The 22762-nt window shown below is 70.1% G+C and carries 11 protein-coding genes; 1 reads left to right on the top strand and 10 read right to left on the bottom strand.

Going from position 1 to position 22762, the window contains the following annotated elements; translation table 11 throughout:
• Positions 1-20: 20 nt before the first annotated feature.
• Entirely contained in the window at positions 21-8267 is an 8247-nt protein-coding gene (locus ACZ7OY_RS06220; RefSeq protein ID WP_471910384.1) for a ricin-type beta-trefoil lectin domain protein, read from the bottom strand.
• 402 nt (positions 8268-8669) lie between these two features.
• Here ACZ7OY_RS06220 and ACZ7OY_RS06215 point away from each other — a divergent pair, with 402 nt between their 5' ends.
• Complete coding sequence (locus tag ACZ7OY_RS06215; protein WP_471910253.1) at positions 8670-12143, top strand: FG-GAP-like repeat-containing protein; 3474 nt, start codon at positions 8670-8672, stop codon at positions 12141-12143.
• Positions 12144-12233: 90 nt separating this feature from the next.
• On the opposite strand, the gene ACZ7OY_RS06210 is transcribed toward ACZ7OY_RS06215, so the two are convergent.
• From ACZ7OY_RS06210 to ACZ7OY_RS06170, 9 genes are all read right to left on the bottom strand, one after another.
• On the bottom strand, positions 12234-13031 hold the full coding sequence (locus ACZ7OY_RS06210; protein WP_471910252.1) for an HAD family acid phosphatase: 798 nt from the start codon (positions 13029-13031) through the stop codon (positions 12234-12236).
• A 110-nt stretch (positions 13032-13141) separates the two neighbouring features.
• Entirely contained in the window at positions 13142-14254 is a 1113-nt protein-coding gene (locus tag ACZ7OY_RS06205) for a right-handed parallel beta-helix repeat-containing protein (RefSeq protein WP_471910251.1), read from the bottom strand.
• A gap of 63 nt (positions 14255-14317) precedes the next feature.
• Positions 14318-15349: a pectinesterase family protein gene (locus ACZ7OY_RS06200; protein WP_471910250.1), complete on the bottom strand. Its 1032-nt coding sequence runs from the start codon at positions 15347-15349 to the stop codon at positions 14318-14320.
• 5 nt (positions 15350-15354) lie between these two features.
• The gene (locus ACZ7OY_RS06195; protein ID WP_471910249.1) at positions 15355-16482 is read right to left on the bottom strand and encodes a pectinesterase family protein; all 1128 of its coding nucleotides are present in this window, start codon (positions 16480-16482) and stop codon (positions 15355-15357) included.
• A gap of 171 nt (positions 16483-16653) precedes the next feature.
• Positions 16654-17982: a pectate lyase family protein gene (locus tag ACZ7OY_RS06190; protein ID WP_471910248.1), complete on the bottom strand. Its 1329-nt coding sequence runs from the start codon at positions 17980-17982 to the stop codon at positions 16654-16656.
• Between the two features lie 17 nt (positions 17983-17999).
• Positions 18000-18806 carry a rhamnogalacturonan acetylesterase gene (locus tag ACZ7OY_RS06185; RefSeq protein ID WP_471910247.1) on the bottom strand — a complete coding sequence of 269 codons (807 nt, stop codon included), beginning with the start codon at positions 18804-18806 and terminating at the stop codon, positions 18000-18002.
• Positions 18807-18917: 111 nt separating this feature from the next.
• Positions 18918-20255 (bottom strand): ABC transporter substrate-binding protein, encoded by a 1338-nt coding sequence (locus ACZ7OY_RS06180; protein WP_471910246.1) that lies wholly within the window; start codon positions 20253-20255, stop codon positions 18918-18920.
• Positions 20256-20395: 140 nt separating this feature from the next.
• Positions 20396-21907, bottom strand: a complete 1512-nt coding sequence (locus ACZ7OY_RS06175; protein WP_471910245.1) for a glycoside hydrolase family 43 protein — start codon at positions 21905-21907, stop codon at positions 20396-20398.
• Positions 21904-22758, bottom strand: coding sequence for a DUF6807 domain-containing protein (locus tag ACZ7OY_RS06170; protein ID WP_471910383.1), 855 nt, complete (start codon positions 22756-22758; stop codon positions 21904-21906). The genes ACZ7OY_RS06175 and ACZ7OY_RS06170 overlap by 4 nt, the downstream gene beginning before the upstream one ends.
• Positions 22759-22762 lie beyond the last annotated feature (4 nt).

The following is a 22762-nucleotide window of genomic DNA, read 5'->3' as shown; positions in this document are numbered from 1 at the left end:
GCCGCACGGCACCACCGTGACTACCACGAGAAGTTCGTCTCCGAGAACTCGTTCATGCCGTTCAACAACGGTTTGCAGTAGGCGTCACAGGGATCAAGCGGCACAATTCTTCCGTCCGCATGCACGGTCGCCGACTCGAATCGGGCACCGACGATCGACAATCCCTTCTCCATCGCCTGGTTCAGGCAGTCGATCTCTCCGCACCCACCGTGGTGGAATGTGCCGGCCGCGCTCGGATTGTCGAAAATCTCCGCGACCAGGTCCTCGTGCAAGCCCTCACGCCCGCGGTTGCTGCTGACTCCCTTGAGAATGGTTCCTTCTTCATCGTTCAGCCGCATGATGGTGGCCACCTTCGACTTGTCGCCCGGCCGCATCGTCTTGGCGACGCTCTTGGCGTGCGCCATCAGCTCCGGAGAGCAGTTGTGGACGAGGACCGGCGTGGCGCCTGCCAGCACATAGTACGTGTGCAGCATGCTGACGGTGAGGTTGTGCACCGTGGCGTCCAGCGCCGTCCAGCGCTTGACGGCCGTGATCTGGACCAGCGTGCCGGCGCTGGTGCGCAGCCACTCGCCCGACTTGAGGTCGGTCGCGTCGATCCAGTCGCCGAGCTCGGGGACCCAGAAGGGGTGCTTGTCGGTCGCGGTGACCTCGGCGGTCTTGGAGCCCTTCTTTCCGTCGACGTCGACGGTGACCTTGACCAGATGCTTGACGCCCTTGCCGAGGATCTCGGCGGTGACCGTCTCGGCCGTGGTCTCACCCGTCTCCGGGTCGGTCGCCAGGACCTTGTCGCCGGCCTTGACGTCCTTGATCGCCTTGGCCGTGCCGTCGGCCATCAGGACCTTGGTGTCGGGCGTGAAGCTGTTGGTCGTGCAGGACGGAGCCGACTCCGAATCGGATCCACCGCCCCCGCCCGACTCCTCCTTGCCCGAGCCGTCGCGTGAGCCGCCGGACTTCTCCTCCGCCTTGCCGCCGCCCGAAGAGCCCTTGTGCTGGGCCGCGGTGCGGGCTTCTACCTGGGGTGCATTGCCCCTGGCACCCTTCGAGCCCGTATGGGACTTCTTCTTCACCGCCTCGGCTGCGCGTTTGGCTGCTGCTCGGGCTTTTCGTTTGGCCTCCGCCGCCGCCGCTTCCGCCGCCTTCTTCGCCTTCATCAGCGCGACCTTGGCGGCCTTCGCCGCCTTCAGGCCGATCTCGGCCACGCGCTTGGCCGCCTTGAACGCCTTGACCGCGCTCATGGTGCCCTTGAAGGCGCGCCACATCTTCTTGCCCTTGGAGAAGACCGAGGTCCACGGGATGGCGTCCATCAGGAGGCTGCCGCAGGCCCACAGGTCGCCCTGGGTGAAGCAGCCGACGACGTCGTTCCAGCCGATGAACTCCTTGAACACGGCCCAGCCGGTCGCGAGGATCACGTCGCCGATGGAGCGGCCCAGGGTCTTCTGGTACTCGGCGATCTTCGCGTCCAGCGCCGCGATCGAGGCGTCGAAGCTGGAGGCGGAGGACGTCAGACCCGAGGGGTCCGAGTGCGTCACCGGGTTGTTGTTCGCGTACGAGTAGCCGTTGGCCTGGAGCGGGTCGCTGTCGTCCAGGACCGGGTCCGCCGAGATGAAGCGGCCCGTGCCCGGGTCGTACTCGCGGGCGCCCATATGGGTCAGGCCCGTCTCCACGTCGTCGTCGCCCGTGTGGAACCCGGTGTGCGTGCGCATGGGCATGCTCACCGCACGCTCCTCGCCCCACGGGTCCCTCTTCTGCACCCGGACCTGCATCCCGCCGTCCAGGCGGACCTCCGCCAGCGGGGTGCCGTTGAGGTCGGTCGCCTGGGCGAACAGGTGCTCGCTGACACCGGCCGTGTTGTTGGCGCCCTCGCGGAACCGGGTCACCGACGGGCCGCCGATGCCGGCGTACGTGCGCTCGACGTAACGGACCTTGCCGGCCGTGGTCAGCGAGACCTTGGTGTCGGGAAGGTTCAGGATCGCGCCGGCGCTCGTGCGCTCCAGCAGCCGGTTGCCCATCGCGTCGTAGACGTACGTCGTCTTGGACGCGGGCTTCCATATCTGGCCGGCGACGGTGGAGTTGCAGGTCGCCAGGGTGAGGTCGGTGCCGACCGTCGTCGCCGGGGCCGACAGGCACAGGTTCGTCGAGGTGCTCGTGACGTACTTGACCTGGCCGGTGCTCAGGGTCTGCCAGCGCTGCGCCGCCGCCGCGGCCTTGTCACAGGCCTGGATGACGACGGCCGAACCCGCGGTGGCGCTGCCCGGCTGGAGGCACTGCCCGCCCACGATGAGCTGGCCGATCGTCGCGTCCTCGACCGTGCCGTTGCTGTCGGTGTCGGTGGCCTTGAAACGGAACTGCTGCGACTTGTTGCCGTTGCAGACATAGATCTGGATGGCGGTACCGGCCGTGGCGATGCCGCCCGAGAGGTCCATGCAGAGGTCGCCGACGCCGATCCAGGCGCCGGAGCCGTCGGCGCCGAAGCCGGTGACGGACTCGGCCTTGCCGTCCCAGGTCCAGGTCATGGTCTGGGCCGTGTCGCCGCCGGTGGAGCGGGTCTCCATCGAGCCCGCGGCGTCGTAGGTCTGCGTCGAGCGGGTGGTGACCGCCGCGCCCGCCGCCGTCGTCGACTTCGTGGTGTACGAGGTCAGCGTGTGCGGCTGGTCGTTCTTCGCGGTGTCGCTGGTGCCGTAGGCGTAGTCGGTGACGACGTCGCCCTTGGTGTCGCGCACCCCGGAGGTGAAGGTCGGGTCGGCCTTGTAGGCCGTCTTCCTGGTGCGGTTGCCGAGGGCGTCGTAGTCGTACGACTGCCAGTAACCGTCGCCGTTGGAGGAGACGTTGACCTTGCCGTCGGTGTAGACCGGCTCTGCGGTGGTCTTGCCGGAGGCGGTGCAGGCGCCGCCGCCCGGCGTCGTCCACGCCTCCTTCAGCTGGCCGAGCACGTCGTACTTGAAGCACTGCTGGTCGGTCGCGGTGCCCATCTTGTCCGCGACGGACAGGACGTTGCCCGACGGGTCGTAGGCGTAGGAGCGCTTGCTGACCTCGCTGCCGGGGACGACGGTCGTGTCGGTGGCGCTCTCCCGGACGAGCCTGCTGGTCAGCAGCTCACCGGTGGACTCGTTGAAGGTGTTCTCCTGCCACAGCCGGTGGCCCTGCTCACCGGTGGTGGAGCGGAGCACCTGGCCGTAGGGGGAGTAGGAGGCCTCGGCGGCGTACCAGTTCTTGCCGGAGACCGAGATCGGCAGACCGGCCTTGTTGTAGCGGGTGACGACGTCCTCGGCGTCGAGGCCGCCGGCCGCAGGCGCCGAGTACGTCTCCAACTGGCCGTCGGCGTTGTACTTGTACGTGTACTTGTACTGGGTGGCGAAGCCGTCGGCGGTCAGGCCCGCGGTGGAACCCGGCGGCAGGGCCGTGGTCATGTCCGTGGGCTGGTAGTCGGAGGTGTAGCCGCCGATCGAGGTGGTGTACGCCTTGCCGTCGGTGTAGCGGGTCGCCGAGGCGAGCTGGCCCTTGCCGCCGGTCGCGCCGTCGTACGCGTACGTCTGCGCGAGGGTGGAGGTGGTGGAGCCCTTCGGGGTGACCTTGACCTGCTCGACGCGGTTCAGCCGCTCGTAGGTGTACGAGACGGTCTGGCCGCGGGCGTCGGTCGCCTTGTCGACACGGCCGTAGGCGTCGTAGTCGGTGTGGGCCGCCCCGGCGTCCGGGTCGGTCGTGTCGGTGACCCGGCCCAGCGCGTCGTACTTCCAGGTCCGCGTGTTGCCGACGTCGTCGGTGCTGGTGACCATGTCACCGCGCAGGTCGTAGTCGTACGTCGTGCTGATCGCGCCGGCCTCGGTCAGCGACGCGTCGCTGAAGGTGTCCTGCTGCGTCGTGCGGCCCAGCGCGTCGGTCCACACCCGGGAGGCGGGCGTGCCCTGGGGCTGGCGGATCACCGTGTAGTCGAGGCCGTACTCGTATCGGGTGCGGCGGTCGGTGGTGGGCACCGGCTTGCCGGCGTTGGTGAAGGTCTCACCCGTCTGCGGGTAGGAGCTGTGCACCGGCGTGACCGTGAGCACGCGGCCCAGGCCGTCGTACGTGTAGGAGGTCGCGTTGGGGACCAGCGACTCGGAGGCCGGGACGACCAGTTCGGTGTCCGGGTCGCCCTCCATGTAGTACGCGTTGCGGGTGTAGCGGACCTGGCCGGCGTTGTTGTGGAGCGTGTCGGTGATCAGCCGGCCGCCGTCGACCGCCGGGGTCTGGGTCTGTCGTTCGCGGCCGAGGCCGTCGTAGATGGTCGTGGACTTCTCGTAGCCCGCCTTGTCGCCGTCGACGCCTGCGGTCGGGTTGTCGGAGAGCGACTCCGCCACCACCGACACCGGCTTCTTCGGGTCGATGTTGTACGTGTACTTGACCGTCGGGTCGTCGGTGGCGGACTGGGTGGCGTCCCAGGCGGCGACGGCGCGGCCCAGCGGGTCGTACTCGTAGGACTCGACGCGGTTGTTGGCGTCGGTCGACCTGATGGTGACCCCGCGGCCGGGCTCCAGGACGGTGGTGTCCTTGAAGCCGGTCTCGGCCCCGTCGACGACCTTGCTGCCGGTGATCGTCTCGATCGTGTAGACCTGGCCGCTGTCCGGGAGGTACGCCGTCTTGTTGACCACGCCCGTGGGGTCGGTGACCTTCGTGACGCGGCCCGTGGAGTCGTACTCGGTGCGCGACTCGGGGTTGGTGGTCTCCCAGCCGGTGCCGGCGCCGGTCGGCGCCTCCGTCTTCGTCACCAGGCCCTTGGTGGGCGTGGCGGTGGAGGAGGTCGCGCCGTCGTAGTACATGCGCGAGCCGGTGACCAGCGTGGAACCGGTGGCGCTGGACAGGTCGGTGGAGCAGGTGCTGGTGCCGGTGGTGGTGACGGTCCGGGCGACCAGGCCGACCAGGTAGTTCGTGCCGGACGTGTTGTGCACGTACGAGGTGGCGGTGCACGACTCGTCGCCGGAGACGGCCGTGTCGCCGTAGTCCTTGACCTTCGTCGGCAGGCCGTACGTGGGGTCGTACTCGGTCTCGGAGGTCACCGTGCGCAGGTACGAGCCGTCCGGTCCCTTGACCGAGGCCTTGGAGATGGTCGACGTCCTGCCGAGCGTGACACGCTCGGAGATCACGTCCGGGCCGTCGGTGCGGTTGCGGGTGGCCAGTCGGACCGGGGCGTCGGGGACGTTGACCGTGCGGGCGGTCCAGCCGGTGGCGGTGTCGGCCGACGCGTCGGGATAGGTGAGGGACTCGGCGACCATGCCGGCGTACGCCTTGCGGTCGGTCGCCAGGGTCGCGCCGGTGATGTCGGTCGTCACGACCGAGCGCTTGACGTCGTCGGAGGACTTCTCCGGGGTCTCGTCGGCGACGACGTCGTCGTTCATGCCGCGGAAGTAGCGGGTGACGGACTTGGAGGCGACGGCGCCGTCGGTCGCGTCCGTGGTGCCGGTGGTCGTGGTGACGACCGGGTAGCCGCGGAAGTCGTCCCAGGTGCGCTTCTTGGGGCGGGAGAACTCCGACTGGCTCTTGGCCCACAGCGCGCCGTCGACGGCGTCGCCGTCGGTGGCGTAGTCGTACGTCGTCACGATGTCCTGCGCGTCGGCGAGACGCGGGAACTCGGTGACCTTGCCGATGACGTACTTATGGAACCAGGAGATCCGCTTGTCCTCCAGCTCACCGTCGGCGTGCCAGTACGCCGGGTAGCAGAGGGAGTGGTTCTCGTCGGTCTTCGGCCGGGCGGCACCGGAGAGGCACTTGCCCTCGGGTGCCTTGTAGTCGACGTGCGTGCGGCCGCCGTACTCGGAGACGACGTCCTGGATGCGCAGCCGCGCGAACAGCGGGTCGGTGTCGGAGGAGTCCTTCTTGACCCGGTTGGGCAGCGGGTTCTCGTTGTGGCCGAAGGAGACCGGGTTCAGAGGGCTGGTGGAGCCGTCCACGGCGTAGCCGGTGCGCTTGATGGACTCCAGCCAGAGCGCGGTGTACTCCCCGGTGAGGTTCCACGGGAAGGACTGCTTCAGGCCCCAGGAGTCGACCTTCGACAGCGAGGTCGTGCTCGCCGAGTCGCCTTCGAGGCCGCAGGCGTTGCGCTGGCCGGTCTCGTTGCCGTCGGCGTCCGAGGAGTACTCGGTCAGCGTCACGCCCTGCTCGCGCTGGGTGCAGGCGTCGACGGAGGCGAGGCGCTTGCGGGACCAGAAGGTCGGGGCGTACGTGGAGCACTTCTTGCCGGTCGCGCAGGCCAGGTCGGCGGGGGTGTCCAACCAGGGCCGGGTCCGGTCGGACTGCTTGGAGTCGAAGTTGCTGTTCGAGCACGCCACCTTCAGGGCGGAGTCGTCGAAGCAGCGCTCGGCGGCGTTGAACCTGACCCGGCCGAGCGGCTCGGCGGAGAAGAGGGTGGTGGCGCGCTGGCCGTAGTCGATGTGGGAGAGGTAGCCGCCGCGGTCGTACTCGACCGCCTTGGCCTCCTTCATGTCGCGCGCGTAGGCGTTCTTCTCCTTCTCCCACCACAGCGACATCGCGTTGCCGTTGGTGTCCACGACGTAGTCGAGCTGGAAGCGCCAGCCCTGGTCGCAGAAGGAGTCCTCGAACTTCGTGGCGTGGCAGGGGTCCTCGGAGTGGTTGCCGGCGACCGGCACGTTCAGCACCGACTTGGTCTCGGCCTTGCCGGAGGACCAGCCCGGGAGCCGGTTCAGACCGAAGAAGTACTGGGTGCCGTCGTCGGTGGTGACGCGCCAGAACTCGCCGTTGTCGTCACCGTTGTCGGAGCTGTAGGTGACGTCCGAGACCGGCACGCCCGTCGCGTCGGCGATGACCTTCTTGTAGTCGGCCTCGGTCAGCAGCTCGACGCGCATGTTCTCGCCGCGCGCGCCCTTCCACTCCTTGGTGGTGTCGTCGCGCACCAGCTCGGTGGTGGTGCCGTTCAGGGAGAGGACCGCGTTGGACGAGCCCCAGCACTGGTCGCCGGTGAAGTGCTTGGCGTTGTTGGCGTCGGCGGTGTCGGCGGCGCAGCCCACGAAGGTGCGGGTGATGGCGCCGGGGTTGTAGTCCCAGCCCTCGCCGACCCACGAGACCTGGTTGTTGGTGGACGACGTACGGCCGTCCGAGGTCTGCGAGTTGTAGCTGAGGGTGACGTTGGGCGTCGGGCCGGCCGGGACCTGCGGGGCGGCCATCGTGTAGGAGTAGCTGAAGGCGCCGGAGGAGCCGCCCGCGGTCCAGGAACCCGCCGAGACGATCGGGCTGGCGGCGAAGTCGCCGCCCGCGCCCGCACCGTAGGAGCTGCCCACGAGCAGGCCGCCGCCGGAGGAGCCGGCGATCTGCTGGACGGCGCCTGCCGCGCTCTCGTGCCAGACCGCGGAGTCGACGCGGCCGGCGTCCGTGCTCACCGCGGGGTTCGTGGTGGACTGCGCGGCGACCGAGTGCAGGTCGGCGGTGTCCAGGGTGACGTTGACCAGGGTCTCGGGGACGTCGACGGTGGTGTCGGTGTCGCCCACGACCTCGTCGGAGGCGCCGTCCTCGCCGGTGTCGGCCTCGGAGCCCGAGGAGTCTCCGGCGTCCACCGGCATGGAGACGGTGTGGCCGGTGCGCTCGACCTCGGTGGTCACCGGGACGCCGGTGGAGCACTCCTCCAGGTCGGGGGTGTCGGCGTAGCAGGCCGGCATCAGGGTGAAGGAGAGCCGGTCGAGCCACTGGGCGCTGTAGGTCTCGGCGAGCTTGGTGGCGTCGATGGAGACGACCGCGTCACCGGTGGCGGTGGCGGGGGCGTCGACGGCGAGCAGGAAGCCCTGGGCACCGTTCGCGACGGCGTCGGCCTCGGGCGCGGCGGCGACGCTCCACTGGCCTTCGAGGGCGTCGGCCTCGGCGGGGGTGGCACCGTCGGGTGCGCCGACGCCGATGGACATCGTGCCGTCGGTCGACTTCGCGACCTCGGTCGTCGCGCCCGCGGTCAGGTTGTCGACGGCCTGGGTGCCGGAGGCCTGGGGTACCTCGGCGACCGCGGCGGGCGCGTACGCCCGCTGGGGATCGGTCGCGGCGGAGCCGGAGAGCTCCTCGAGCTTGTCGGTCAGCGTCTCGTCGACCGGGACGGCGTCCGTCTCCTGGAGGTCCGCGAGCTCGACCGCCGTACGGGGGACGTCGGGACCGAACGCGACGGCGTCGGGCAGCAGGGTGACGTTGAGGGCGAGAACCAGCCCGGCGACGACGCCGACCCTTGCTCTGCGGCGGACCAGGCGTTCGCGCGGCGTTCTCGCCAGCGAACCCCTGCCGCACCAGGACAGCACCGTACGCACGGTCAAGTTGACTCTTCCCCCGTGATGAACCGTCACGACGCACACGCGTGACGGCACTTGGTGAACAACGACTAAAGATCGATCACGAAGATAAAGACGTTGTGAAGATCGTCGTCAAGACTCACCGATTCTCTGTTGGGTATGTCACTGGCCAAAGTCAGACAAAGAAGAGCAAAGATTCCCACCGGCGGCCTTTACCGGGTCGTTGCGCGACCGTATCCAACACAGTTGCGATCGAAGAGTGTTGATCTGACCGGGAGGAGCTGTTCATACTCCAACCGCCCGATCCGGCGCGTAGAGCGCTCGCCACGACCTGTCACCAGGCTTTGAGGGCACACCGGAAGAACCATGCCGCCGCGGCGTCCGCCGCAGCGCGGTCCAGCCTGTTGTGGAGAAGGGCCCTTGAGCGACCTCGACACCGCCGTGCAACCAAATCCCCCTGGTGGACGGCGCCTTCGGCGTGCCGTGGCCGCGGCCGCGGCACTGGCCGTGCTGGCCGCCGGTGGCGCGCTGCTCGCGCTGCGGGACGACGGCGACACCGTCTCCGACGCCGGGACCAAGCGGGCCGCGCGGCCGGTCGACGAGGACGAGGCCCAGTCACGCGCGCGCAGGGGCGGCAAGCGGGTCGAAGTCACGGCGCTGGCCGACGAGTTCTCGACCACATACGCAAATCCGGACGGAACCTTTACCTACTCGGTCTCCGTCGCGCCCGTGCGCACGAAGAACGCACAGGGTGAATGGGCGCCGATCGACACCGGCCTGCGCAAGGGCGACAAGGGCTGGCACACCGTCAACAGCCCCTATCCGGTTACCTTCTCGGCCGGAGGACGCGGTGGCGGCGGCGCCCGGAAGGCGTCGGTCCGACGGTCCGGTACTGCCGTCCGGTCGGCGGTGTTCCGCACCGGAGCCGGCGCCGCCGAACAGGTCGACGACGCGGCCGGGGCCTCGTGGACCCCGCTGCTGACGATGACCGCCGAGGGCCACGAGATCGGGTTCGAGTGGCCGGGCGAACTGCCCGAGCCGGTGGTCGAGGACAACCGCGCGCTGTACGAGGACGTCCGGCCCGGCGTGGACCTGATGCTGTCCGCCCGGGACACCGGCTTCACGCACGTCCTGGTCGTCCGTACACCCGAGGCCGCGGAGCGGCTCGCCGCCGACCCTCCGCGCTACCGGGTCACCTCCTCCAGCCTCTCCTTCGTCCTCGACCCCGGCACCGACGTGCTGACGGCCAAGGACGCTTCGGGCAACGAGATCGCCGTCTCCCCCACACCGTTCCTGTGGGACTCCGCCGGGACCCACGACACCGGGGCCGAGGCGACCGGCACCGAGGCCGAGGCCGCGACCGGCAGCAACGAGGACCCCGAGGTCGTCGAGAAGGCGCCCGCGCGCGAGAACCCGGACGACGTGCCGGCCGACGAGGTCCCGAACGAGAACCCGGACGACACCAAGGCAGGCGCCGACCCCGTCGCCTACGACGGCGCCCGGGCGTCCGCCTCCGGCACCCTCGCCCTGCCCGCCGCGAACGGCCCCGGCGAGGGCGCCCACGCCACCACGGCCGCCGCCGAGTTCGGCGACGGCGTGCTGACGATCACTCCGCCGGGCAGCTACCTCGCGGACACCGAGGGCCTGACCTACCCGCTCTTCCTCGACCCCTCCACCACCGGTATCCGCGCCAACTGGACCACGGTCTACAAGCGGTACCCGAGCTCCAGCTTCTACGACGGCGCGAACTACAACGAGGACACCAAGGAGGCCCGCGTCGGCTTCGAGCGGGAGACCTGGGGCACGGCCCGCTCGTTCTTCCGCATGAAGCTGAAGAAGGCCATCACGGGCGCGGACGTCTCCAGCGCCACCCTGAAGGTCCTGGAGACCCACTCCTGGTCGTGCAGCAAGCGCACGGTGCAGCTGTGGGGCACGGGCGACTTCACCTCCAAGACCACCTGGAACCGGCAGCCGTCCTGGAAGCGGAAGATCACGTCCAAGTCCTTCGCCTACGGCTGGAAGTCCAACAGCTCCTGCCCCGACGCGTACGTCAACTTCACCGTCACCTCGCTGCTCCAGGACGCTGCCGACGACGGCGCGACCAGCTTCAACCTGGGCCTGGTGGCCTCCACCTCATCCTCCGCGCCGACCGGTTCCGCCAGCAGCCTGGAGACGGACACCTACTCCTGGAAGAAGTTCAAGGCCGAGGGCGACGGCTCCCCGACGCTGGACGTCACGTACAACCGGAAGCCGAACACGCCGACGTCCGTCACCATGAGCCCCGGCTCCTGCGACACCTCCGACTCCCCGTACATCAAGGTCGGCAAGGCGGACACCATCACCATCAGCGGCAAGGCCACCGACCCGGACAGCGACCTGACCAAGCTGGAGTTCCAGCTCTGGCAGACCGGCAAGTCCGACACCACCACGAAGACCTTGACCAAGGCCGTGGACGACGGTGAGGTCGGCGGGATCTCGATCAAGTCGTACCTGACCACCGGGATCACCTACTCGTGGCGGGTACGGGCCTGGGACGCCAAGGTCAGCAGCGGCTGGGCGCCCACCGGGGGAGACGGCGTGTGCCGCTTCACCTACGACACCAACCTGCCCGACTCCCCCGGCGAGGTCGTCTCCACCGACTTCCCCGGCGACAACGACGGCGACAGCGTGCCCGACGTCTGGTCCGCCAAGCCGTTCGGCAACTCCGGCAACTTCACCTTCGCGGTCGGCTCGCCCTCCGAGACGGACATCGTGAAGTTCGTCTGGTCCTTCAACTCCACCAGCTACGCCGGTTACGCCTGCGCCGGCGGATCACAGGGCACCTCGGGCGGTCTCACCAAGTCCTGCACGACGACCCTCAAGACGGCCACCATCACCGGCATCCAGCCCCCGTCCGCCGGCCCCAACACCCTGTACGTCAAGTCCGTCGACGCGGCGGGCAACATATCCCCGAACCCGCGCAAGTACTTCTTCTACGTCCAGCCGCGCACGACCGCCGACGGCCCGGGCGACCTCACCGGCGACGGCACCGCCGACTTCGGCAATGTGACCGCCGCCGGGAACCTCTGGATCAACTCGATGTCGCAGAACGGCACCTGGTTGTCCGCCACCTTCGGCACCCACAACAAGGGCACCCTGATCAAGGACGGCGCCACCGCCCCGCACATCTGGGACGCCAAGAGCAACTACGCCCTGGTCACCCACAACGGGGACTTCCTCAACGGCGACGGCGTCAGCGACTGGGTGATCCGCACACCCGACGGCCGCCTGTTCGTCTACCCGGGCGACGGTTACGGCGCCATCGACGTCACCAAGCGTGTCGAGGTACGCCTCCCGGCGAACACGCCCGCCCCCTCCACCTTCTCGGAGATCAAGTCGGCGGGCGACATCACCGGGGACGGCCGGCCGGAGCTGTTCGTGGCCGGCGGTGCGCTCGGCAACGAGCTGTGGATCCTCAGCGGCTACAGCGGCGGCACGTTCAGCGCGGCGACCAAGATGACGTCCTCCGCCTGGGGCGCCACGGAGCGGGACTTCGTCGCCATCGCCGACTACAACGGCGACGGCGCGGCCGACATGACGTACCGCACCGCGGCCGGCAACGTCATCCTGCGCAAGGGCATCCTCGACAGCGACGGGGTGGGCACGGTCCTCGCCAGCCTGGGCTCGTCCGCCGCCAGCCTGGACGGCGACGACACCTACGTCTCCGGCACCTGGCTCTACGCCGAGCACCCCCTGGTCTACGGCAGCCCCGACGTCACCGGCGACGGCGTCCCCGACGTCTTCGCCACCAACGCCGCCGGCGACCTCCAGCTCTACCCCGGCACCGCCACCACCCTCGGCACCGCGTCCACCCTCCGCTCGACGAGCTGGGCCACGGTCCAGCGCCTGGGCTGACCCCGCATCGAAGGGGCCCCCTTCCCCGCCCTCACGGGCCGGGAAGGGGGCCCCTTCCGCCGTTCTCGGCGAGCATCGCCCGCTGCGGTGCTAGCTGACGAAGTACGTCGGGTTCGGCAGCTTGTACGTCCGGTCGGCGTAGCCGCCGTCCAGGTCGGAGTACTGGTCGCCGAAGTTGGCGACGATGTCGTACCCGAGGCTCTCGATGTGCTTGCGGGTACCGGACTTGTACTGCACGGTCGTGCAGTTCCAGGTGCCCGGGGTGGCGCAGGCGGCCAGGTAGGCCGGCGGGTTCGCCTTGTCCTTGAGGAACATGTGGCCGGCGTCGAGGTTCACATCGGCGCCGATCTTCTTCAGGTTCGCGACGGCGGCGGTGCGCTGCGCCTCGCTCAGACCCGAGTTGTAGAAGACCTCGACGCCCTTGGCGTGGGCGTAGCGCACGAGCTCCGCGCTGCCGAAGACGCCCGGACGGTCGGCCTTGTTGACGTAGTCCGCCCAAGTGGTGGCGTTGTACGTGTAGTTGTAGCGCTTCTCGTAGTCGAGGCTGAGCAGCAGCGTGTCGTCGATGTCGAAGACGACCGCGGGCTTCGTGCCCTTGTGGTGCGCCGCCTTGCGGGCGGCCCGGTCGATCTGCTTGCGCGCGGCGGCGTCGATCCGCGCGAGGTCCTTGGCGTACGGGCTGTCCGGGGACGCCTGGTACACACCGGCGCTGTCGGTCGTGATGCCGTAGTAGGTGTCGATGTCCTTCACCAGGAGCCCGATGTTGTACGGCTCACGGGTGGAGTTGGCGGTGGACTGGTCGGCCGTGGCGGCGCCGGCGCCGTACAGGCCGGCACCGGCGACGGCACACGCCGCGGCGAGCGCCGCGAGACGAAGTGGCTTATGCATGACACGAGTTCTACGCGCGTCACCCCGGTGGGCGCGAGACCCGTTGCCTGATCGATACCTCCCTCACAGGCAAAAAACGGGTCAAGCGCCCTGGAGTGGACGGCACTTCGTCAGTCCATGGTCGCGCCGATGGTGCTGCTGCCCGTGGTCAGGAACGTCGTCACGGGCAACGCACCGCCGGACTGGCGGGAGTTGTACGTGGTCGTGGCGTCCGTCGACTTGAAGGCGGGGGTGCTGATGCCGCTGTCCCAGTTGTTGCCGGCCGAGACCACCGAGGAGCCCTTGGAGACCGAGCCGCTGCCGTTGCTCACGGCCAGGTTCTTGCCGAGGCGGGCCGCGCTGGTGGCGAAGTAGTAGCCCCAGTTGCCGTTGGCGTAGGCGGTGGTGCGGTTGATGACGATGGCGCCGGTGTTGGAGTTCTCGGTGAAGCCGTTGCCCTTGTTGCCCCAGGCGGCCGAGTTGTTGACGACATGGGCGACCACCTCGCCGTCGCCGCCCAGCTTGTAGCCGTTGCCGTCGCCCGCGAAGGCCGAGTCGGACCAGCGGTTGACGCCGTTGCCGAAGGACCAGGTGTGCTCGACGGTGACGGGCGAGGAGAAGGACCAGAAGTCGATCCCGTCATCCGAGTTGTTGTAGAGGCGGGCGCCGGTGATGAGGTTGCCGGTGCCCGAGCCGAACTTCACGGCGACGCCGTCGGCGTTCTCACCGTGGGTGGCGGCGTCATAGTTGCCGTAGCTGTCCAGGTACTTGACGGTGTTGTTGACCGTGTCGTCGCCGGTGAGGGTGAACCCGGAGTCGCCGCCGTTGATGGTCTTGATGTCGGTCCAGTTGGTGCCGGTGCAGGACTGGCAGACGACCGCGCTGTCCGGGGAGTTCTGGAAGGTGATGTCGGAGACGTTCCAGTAGTCGGCGGTCAGCTTGAAGATCCAGTCCCCGTCCGGGAGCGAGGAACCGTCGATCTTGACGGTCTCCGAGCCGTACGCGGTCAGGGTGACCGGGGAGGAGGAGGTGCCGTTGACCGTGGACTGGAGAGTGGCCGTCGGGTAGTAGGTGCCGCCGCGGACCTGGATGACGGTGCCTGCGCCGGCGTTCTTGATGGCGCTGGTCAGGTCGGTCACGTTGCTGACGACCACGGTGGCGGCCTGGGCCTGGGTGGGGAGGACCGCGAGGCCCGATCCTAAGGCCAGGGCGGCGGTGAGGGTGAGAGCGGTACGACGGGACATGGCGTGCGGGTCCTTTCGTCATGCGGCTGTGTCGGGTGAGGGTGCTGGGGACGTCATGGGCGGTCAGGGGCGGCCGTGGGGCCGCCAGTCGCGCAGATAGGTCCGCGGGGTGTGCTCGGCGGCCTCCCGCGCCGTCAGTTGCGGCCGGTTCTCCGGGACCGTGATCACCGCGCCGGGGCCGGAGTCGGCGTACTCGCGAAAGCGCATGGTCTGCCACGGGTAGGCGTCGCGCATGTTCGTGTACGGGGCCACCGCGTCGATGCCGGGGCCCAGCCAGGTGTCCCGGACCACCAGCGAGGGCCAGGCGGTCGTCTCGTACGACGGCACCCAGGGCCGGGCGAGCTTGTAGGCCGCGTCCTCGGCGGCCGAGGTGACCCGGCAGCGGACGGCGAGGAATCCGTAGGGGTTGGCGCGGGCCGTGGCCGGGGCGAAGACCATGCCCTTCGGGGTGAAGGTCACGTCCCGTCGCAGGGTGTGGAACCGGCAGCGGTCGAAGACGGCGGTCGCCCGGCCGAAGACGAAGTCGACGTCGCCCTCGATGTGGCAGTGGCGGAAGTACTGGCGGTCGAAGGCGTCGAGGGCGGTCGTGTCCGCGAACAGGGTGTCCTGGTGGGCCAGCAGGCGGACGTTCTCGAAGGACGAGCGGTCCCCGGTGACGTAGGCCGCGACCGCCTGGGTGCCGGTGATCTCCGGGTGGTCGGCGCGCAGCCAGTCGTTGGCGAGGGTCAGGTCGCGGACGGTGAGCCCGGGGGCCGCCGAGGTGAAGGTGGCGGATCCGGCCGTGCCGTACGTGCCCGAACCGTCGGGCCGCTGGGTGCCGTTGGCGCGGTCGAGGACGATGACGGTGTCGCGTGGGTCGCCGGTGGCGCCGCGCAGGGTCAGCTCCGCCGCGTCGGCGGGGACGGTGACGGCCTCGCGGTAGGTCCCCGGGTGCACGACGATCGTCCGGCCGGGCCGGTCCACCCGGTCCACGGCCCGCTGCACCGAGTCGCCGGGGCGTACGTGCAGAACCCGGCCGTCGTGGGCCGCGGCCTGGCCGGCGGCCGTCGGGACGAAGGCGCCGGCCAGGCCGGTGAGGAGGGTGCGTCGGCGCATGTCCGTCAGCACTCCTTCCAGGGCGCCCAGTCGCCGAGATGGACCTCGCGGGTCGCCGACTCGGCCTCCTCGTCGCTGAGTTGGGGCCGGTTGTCCGGGACCGTGATCTCGGCGCCGGGACCGGTGTCGCGGTACTCGGCGAACCGCTGGTCCTGCCACGGGTACGTGGCCGACATATTGGCGTACGGCGCGACCGCGTCGATCCCGGCACCGAGGCGGGTGTCGCGGACGGTGAGCATGGGGCGGGCGGTGGGGTCGGAGCCGGGCACCCAGGGCCGGGCCAGCTTGTAGAAGGCGTCCGGGGCCGCACTGCTGACCCGGCTCCGGCTCACCAGATAGCCGCGCGGGTTGGCGACCGCGGTGGACGGCGCGAACACGAAGCCGTAGGGGGCGCCGGCCAGATCGGTACGGTCCAGGGTGCGGAAGTGGCAGTTCTCGTAGACGGCGGTCGCCCGGCCGAAGACGAAGTCGACGTCGCCCTCGACGTAGCAGTCGGCGTAGTACTGGCGGGCGAAGGCCGTCAGGGCGCGGGAGTCGGCGTACAGCGTGTCCTGGTGGCCGAGGAAGCGGCAGTGGTGGAAGGCCGAGCGGTCGCCCTGCACCTTGATCGCGACGGCCTGGGTGCCGGTGATGCCGGGGTGGTCGGCGCGCAGCCAGTCGTTGGCGAAGGTGATCCAGCGGGCGGTGAAGCCGTCGGCCTGCACGGTGGTGGTGGCGGACCCGGTGGTGCCGTAGGTGCCCGAGCCGTCGGGCCTGGGCGTGCCGGCCGCGTTGTCGTACACGATCACGACGTCCCGGGGGTCCCGCGAGGCGCCGATCCAGGTCGTCTCGGTGCGGGTGGCGTCGACGGCGACCGTCTCCCGGTAGGTGCCGGGTGCGATGACCAGGGTCCAGCCGCTGCCGGCCGCGGCGGTCACGGCGGCCTGGACGGTGGTGAAGTCGCCCCGCCCGCCCCGGTCGACGTACAGCGTGGCCGGGGTGGCGCGGTCGGCCGGTGAACCGTAGTGGCCGAAGGGGCGCGGGCGGGCCGCGGCCCGTGCGGGGGCCGGGGCGAGCCCGAGGGCGGCGCCCGCGCCGGCGCCCGCCAGGAGGAAACCCCGGCGGGAGAGAGAAAGGGGGAGGTGCGAGGGCATACGGCTGCTCCTTCGCGGTGCGGCTCGTGCGGGTCGGGTGGTGGGAGGGAGGAGTCGGGTGGTGGGAGGGAGGAGTCGGGTGGTGGGAGGGAGGAGTCGGGTGGTGGAAGGGGTGGGCGGGAGGTGCGGGACGGGGGTGGGGCGCCCCGGCCCGCACCTCGGGCGGGGACGTCAGCGCAGGCGGCCGGCGCCCGCGCCGCAGTCGACGATCCGGGGGACGGCCTTCGCCGGGTCGATCCCGGTGCGCAGCGTGGGCGTCCAGCCGGCGCCGGACTCCAGGGCCTCCGCCGGGATCTCCGCGTTGTGGACGGCGATCAGGTCGGTGAGCGTGCCGTTGACGTAGTTGTCGTCGGCGGTGAGCGGCGACACGGTCCATCTCTTCAGGACCTTCGCCGCGCTGATCCCGTCCGGCAGGGTGAACGCGTTGTGCTCGGCGACGAGTCGGGACTCCTTGCCGATGCCGAAGCTGTAGTTGTAGCCCGCGTCCGCCACGAAGTGGTTGTTGTACGAGTCGACCTGTCCGAAGCGGACCCGGGGCGCGCGCTCCACCAGTCCCGAGAACAGGTTGTGGTGGAAGGTGACCTTCAGATGCCCGCGGTCGCCGACCGCGGTGGACTCGCTGTCGCTGTTGCCGATCAGGATGGTCTTGTCGTGCTCGGTGAAGCGGTTCCAGGAGGCGGTGACGTAGTCCGCGCCCCGGACGACGTCCAGCTCGCCGTCGTGCTGCTGGTAGAGCATCCCGAAGTAGGTCGGGGCCGCGCTGTCGGGGTGGCTGCCGTCGGTGAAGGTGTTGTGGTCCAGCCAGACATGGGTGGAACCGTAGACGACGGCGGTGTCGTACTCGGAGTTCCAGTTGCCGGTGGTGCCGTCGGTGGGGTCCCACTGCGGGAAGCAGTCGATGGGGCTCTCGAAGGCGAGGTTGCGCACGATGACGTTGTCGACGCCCTTGATCTGGAGGCTGGCGCCCTTGAAGCCGGCGTTCTTCCCGATGCCGACGATGGTGGTGTTGGCCGGGATGTTCACCTTGATGGCGGTGTCCTGCGCGGCGGCGGAGGCCCGGCGCAGACCCTCGGGGCTGTCGTCGGGTTCGGCGCTCAGATCGGTGTCCAGGCCCCAGGTCTCCGGCGCGTACTTCGCGAGGTAGGCGTCGAAGTCGTAGCCGGGCGCGGCGAAGGCGTCACAGCCCTCGGCGACGGCGTCGATCGCCCCCTTCACTTTGATGATCTTCGGTGCGCTGCCTCCGTCGGCCAGGGCGGCCTTGAAGCCGGCCCAGGTGGTGACGGTGTGGACGTGCGCGGTGTCCGCGGCGGCGCCGCCGGTGGTGCCGGTGCCGTAGGAGCCCCAGCCGTCGTTCGCGGGGAGCACCTGGCGGGCGGTGTCGTGACGGTTGTCGTGGTTCTCCCGCGCGGCGGCGGTCCCGGTGACGGACAGCACCAGGGCCGTGCAGCCGGCGAGCGCCAGCATTCTTGTGACGCGTCCATGACATATCTGTGTACGCACTGTGCGGGTCTCCTCGGTTACACGGCCGGGGCGTCGGTCGCCTCGGGCCAGGTGATCCAGGACGTGGGGATGTCGTCGTGCAGCCGGACCACGTCACGCGGCGCGAGCACCCGCGTGCGCAGCAGCTCACGCGCGACGAGCCGGGCCACCGCGATCGCGCCCGGCGGATTGAAGTGCGTGTTGTCCTGCTCGGTGTCGGTCCAGTTGAAGTACGTCTTCGTCGCCTCCACCCCGAGCTCCTGCCACAGCGCCAGCGACAGGGCCTCGATGTCGAGCAGCGCCACGCACTCCTCGTCGGCGAGCGCGCGCATCGCCGCCGGATAGTCGCCGTGGGTCGGCACGGCGTTGCCGTCCGCGTCGAACCTGCGCCGCTCCACGGGGGTGGCCAGCACGGGCCGCGCGCCCCGGGCGCGGGCCCCGTCGACGTAGAGCCGCAGGTAGTCCTGGTACGTCGTCCACGGCTCGGTGTAGCGGGCGGGGTCGGTGGTCTTCTCGTCGTTGTGCGCGAACTGGATCAGCAGGATGTCGCCGGGCCGGATCGCGGCGAGGACGACGTCGAGCCGTCCCTCGTCCACGAAGCTCTTCGAACTGCGGCCGTTCACCGCGTGGTTGGCGACAAGCCGGTCGCGGCGGAGGAAGAAGGGAAGTGCCATGCCCCAACCGGTCTCGGGCGCGGCGTCGGCGTACTTCTGGGCGGCGGTGGAGTCGCCCGCGATGTAGAGCGTGCGGGGACGGCCCGCGGCGCGAGCGGTGCCGTTCGCCGCGAGGGCGAGCGGGACGGCGGCGACGGCCGCCGCGGTGACCTGTCTGCGGGTGAGAGACACTGCGGTGCCTTTCGAACAGGGGGCGAGGAGATCCGTCCGAGGTGGTGGGGAACCGCGCGGCCGGCCGTGACCGGCCGGGCGGACCCTCACCACCGGGAACCACCAGAGCGGTCAGTGGTTCTTCTTCCAGTCGGCCTGCGCCGCGTTCAGCTGCTCGGCGAGCGTGTCCAGGAATTGCTTCGCGGTCATCTTCCCGAGCAGCACCTTCTGGAAGTTCGGCTCGTTGTCCGCCTTGGAGATGGTGTTCCAGTCGGGCAGGTAGTACGGCATCTGCACGATCTTCGTGCTGGTTCCGTTCAGCGCCTCGGCGGCGAGCTTCGTCGGCTCGGCGTTCTGGATCCACGCGTCCTTCGCGGCGTCGGTGTTCGCCGGCACCTGCCCGGCCGACTCGTTGTACTTGGAGTTCTCCGCCGCCGAGAGGGCGAACTCGATGAACGTCCAGGCGGCCGCCTTGTTCTTGCTGGACTTGAACAGGCTCAGCCCGTCCACCGGGTTGGAGATCTGCACCCGGGTGCCGTCGTCCGCCGTCGGGTTCGGGATGCCCTTGAACTTGGCCGTGCCCAGAGCCTTCAGATGGTCCTGGTAGGAGCCCAGGTTGTGGCTCAGCATGCCGATCGTGCCGCTGTCCCACTGGGCGACCATCTTGGTGAAGTCGTTGTTGACGTCGGCGGACGGGGTGTCCTTCTTGTACAGCGCGACGTACTTCTCCAGGGCCGCCACGTTCTTCGGGTCGTTGACGGTGGTCCTGTCGCCGTCCCAGAACGAGGTGATGCCGGTCTGGCCGTACACCGCGTCCAGGGCGGGGGCGATGGATCCCTCGCCGCCGCGGATGGTGAACCCGAACTTGTTCTTGCCCTTGTCGGTCAGCTTGTCCGCGGCCGCGTAGAACTTGGACCACGTGGTCGGGGCGTCGAGCCCGGCGGCCGTGAACAGGTCCGTGCGGTACCACAGCGTGCCGTTGTTGGCGGAGGTCGGAACCTGGTACAGCGTGTCCCCGCCCCCGGCCGACTTGCTGACGTCGAGCAGGTTCTGGCTCAGCTTGCCGTTCAGCGGACTCTTCGCCAGACGGCTGTCCAGCGGTTCCAGCGCTCCCTGGACGGCGACCTCGGCGAGCACCGCGGTGCCCACGCCGCCGACGTCGGGCAGGCCGCCGCCCTGGATGGCGGTGTCGTACTTGGACTGGGCGCTCGCGGCGGGAATCCCGACGTAGTTGACCTTGATGTCCGGGTACTTCTTCTCGAAGTCGGCGATGATCTCCTTCCAGATGTCGGTGCGGACACCGCCGTTGTTGTCCCAGAAGGTGATCTCGCCCTTGCCCGAACCCTCGTTGCCCTTGTCGCCCGCCGCGCCGCTGCCGTCGTCACCGCAGGCGGTGGCGGTCAGCGCGAGCACGGAGCCCAGGGCGACGGCCAGGACGGCGCGCCTGCTTCTGCGGATGCTGCTCTTCATGTGATCGGCTCTCTTCTTCCGGATCCCGACGGAGATATGAAGTTGTGGGGGTCGACAGGTGGGGCAAGCGCTTGCTCGACAGGTGCGTCGTCGCGGCTCCCCACCGGCGTACGGACGGACATGTGGACGTGTGGACGGGGTTACAGCGGACCGATCCGGAACCGCGTGAACGTGGCCGCGCCGGCCTGGCCGTGCCCCTGCGGCGCGAGCGCGAACAGGCCCAGCAGCGCACCGCCCCAGCCCCAGGGGGTGGCGGCGAAGACGGGGCCGGACGGACGCGGACCGTCACCGATGTCGTGGAAGAACCGGCAGCGCGCGCCCGCGCCGATCTCTATCCGCAGCCTCGCCCGCCCGTCGGGCGCGAGCCACGGACGGCCGGCGTCACGCTCCCGCTCGGCGACGGGCTCGGCGAACCGGTGCACGAGGTGCACGTCCCGGTCCGCGTCCCGCTGGAGTCCGATCCAGCCGAACGCCTCCCCGAGGACCACGAGCCCGGCCCGCGCGCCCGGTTCCTCGCTGTGCAGCCTCAGCTCCACCTCGACGGCGACCGGCGTGCCCGGCAGCCGCTGGGTGAGGACGTTCGGCAGTTTCCGCAGGTCGAGCGGGGCGGGCGAGCGTACGCAGGTCAGCCGCAGCCCGTCACCGGAGTGCTGGGGGGCCCAGCCGGCCGCGGGAGGGTTGGCCGTCCACGACCACTGGCGGCCGAACCGTCCGCCCGGGAAGTCGTCGTCGGTGGCCGGTGCGGCGGGCGGCTGCGCCGGCAGGGCGGGCCGGCGGTGCTCGGTCACGGGAGCGCCGTGGTCGCCGAGCACCGGCCAGCCGTCGGCTCCCCAGCGCATCGGCTGGAGGTGGACCACCCGGCCGTACGCGCCGCGCTGCTGGAAGTGCAGGAACCAGTCCTCGCCGGCCTGGGTGCGCACCCAGCCACCCTGGTGCGGGCCGTTGACGTCGGTGTCCTTCTGTTCGAGGACGATCCGCTCCTCGTACGGCCCGAAGAAGTCGCGGGACCGGAAGGCACCCTGCCAGCCGGTCTCCACTCCCCCGGCGGGCGCCAGGATCCAGAACCAGCCGTCGTGCCGGTAGAGCTTGGGGCCTTCGAGGGTGAACCAGCCAGGGATCCGGTCGCCGTCGACGATCAGTTTGCCGTCGTCGAGGAGGGAGGTCCCGTCGGGGTGCATACGGTGGCCGGTCAGGCGGTTCTTGACGCCGGAACGGGACCTGGCCCAGGCGTGCACCAGATACGCCTCCCCGGTCTCCTCGTCCCACAGGGGACAGGGGTCGATGAGTCCCTTGCCCTCCTTGAGCAGGTGCGGGCGGGTCCAAGGGCCGCGTATCCCGGGCGCGTTGATCTGGAAGATGCCCTGGTCGGGATCGCCCCAGAAGATCCAGAAGCGGTCGTCGTGGTACCTGAGCGACGGCGCCCACACCCCGCAGTCGGGCCGCGGCGAGGCGAACTCCCGCTCCGGCTCCAGGCGTTCCAGGGCGTGCCCGACCAGGGTCCAGTTGACCAGGTCACGCGAGTGCAGCAGCGGCAGTCCGGGGGCGCGGCCGAAACTGGAGGCGGTGAGATAGAAGTCGTCGCCGACGCGGACCACGTCCGGATCGGACCAGTCGGCGTCCAGGACGGGGTTGCGGTAGGTCTCCTGCGTCACCGGCCGACCGCCTTCCGGACGAGCGCGCCGGCCGTCTCCCGGTCCAGGCGGCCGTCGGCGACCACGGTGACGATCCGGCGTACGGCGGTCCCGCCGGGCTCGATCGTCAGCCGCTCCGCGGCCGCCAGGGACGAACCGACGCCCGGGTACTCGGCGGCCCGGACGAACCAGGGGTCCCGGCGGGTGGCGTCGGTGGCGCCGGCGAAGACCAGCGTCCAGGTGGAGCCGGCCAGCGCGAGCCAGTCGGCGCGGGTGCCGTGGACGGCGTCCTCGCCCTCGGCGTCGGAGGTGAAGACGTCCGGCGCCCGGGACTCCTTGCGGGCCCGCCAGAAGTAGCCGCCGTAGGCCGCGCCGGGGCGGCCGTTGCTGGCGGGGCTGCCGATCGAGAGCGGTTTCGGGGTGACGTTGGTGAGGGCGAAGGTGAGGTCCAGCGCCCAGGCGGACTCGGTGAGTCCGGCCGCCGCGACCGTACGGCGCTCGCGCAGCAGTTCGGCTCCGGCCGCCATCCAGCGCAGTTCCTGCACGAATCCGTCGGGGTCGTGCTGCCGGAAGGCCAGGTGCCGCTGGGCGCCGTGGTTGTCGAGCTCGGTCGGCCCCCGGTCGCGGACGTAGGTGCGCCCGCCCCAGAAGTTGTGCCCCTCGACGTCGGGAACGGCGACACCGACGCCGAGGTGGTGGAGATGGTCGGCGGGGCCGAGCTCGGTGACCGCCGTACCGGCCAGAGTGGTGACGGGGTGCAGATACGGGCGCGGGGAGAGCCGGGCGGGCAGCTCGGGCCGGGTCACGTAACGGCCCACCGGGCGGCCGGCGACGCGCAGCACCGGTGAGTCGTTCGCCGTCGTCGCCGTCATCGCC

It is taken from the genome of Streptomyces sp. NPDC107559, from assembly GCF_055657365.1.
Note: the sequence above shows the minus strand (reverse complement) of the source record. Positions and strands in the feature narration are given on the sequence as shown.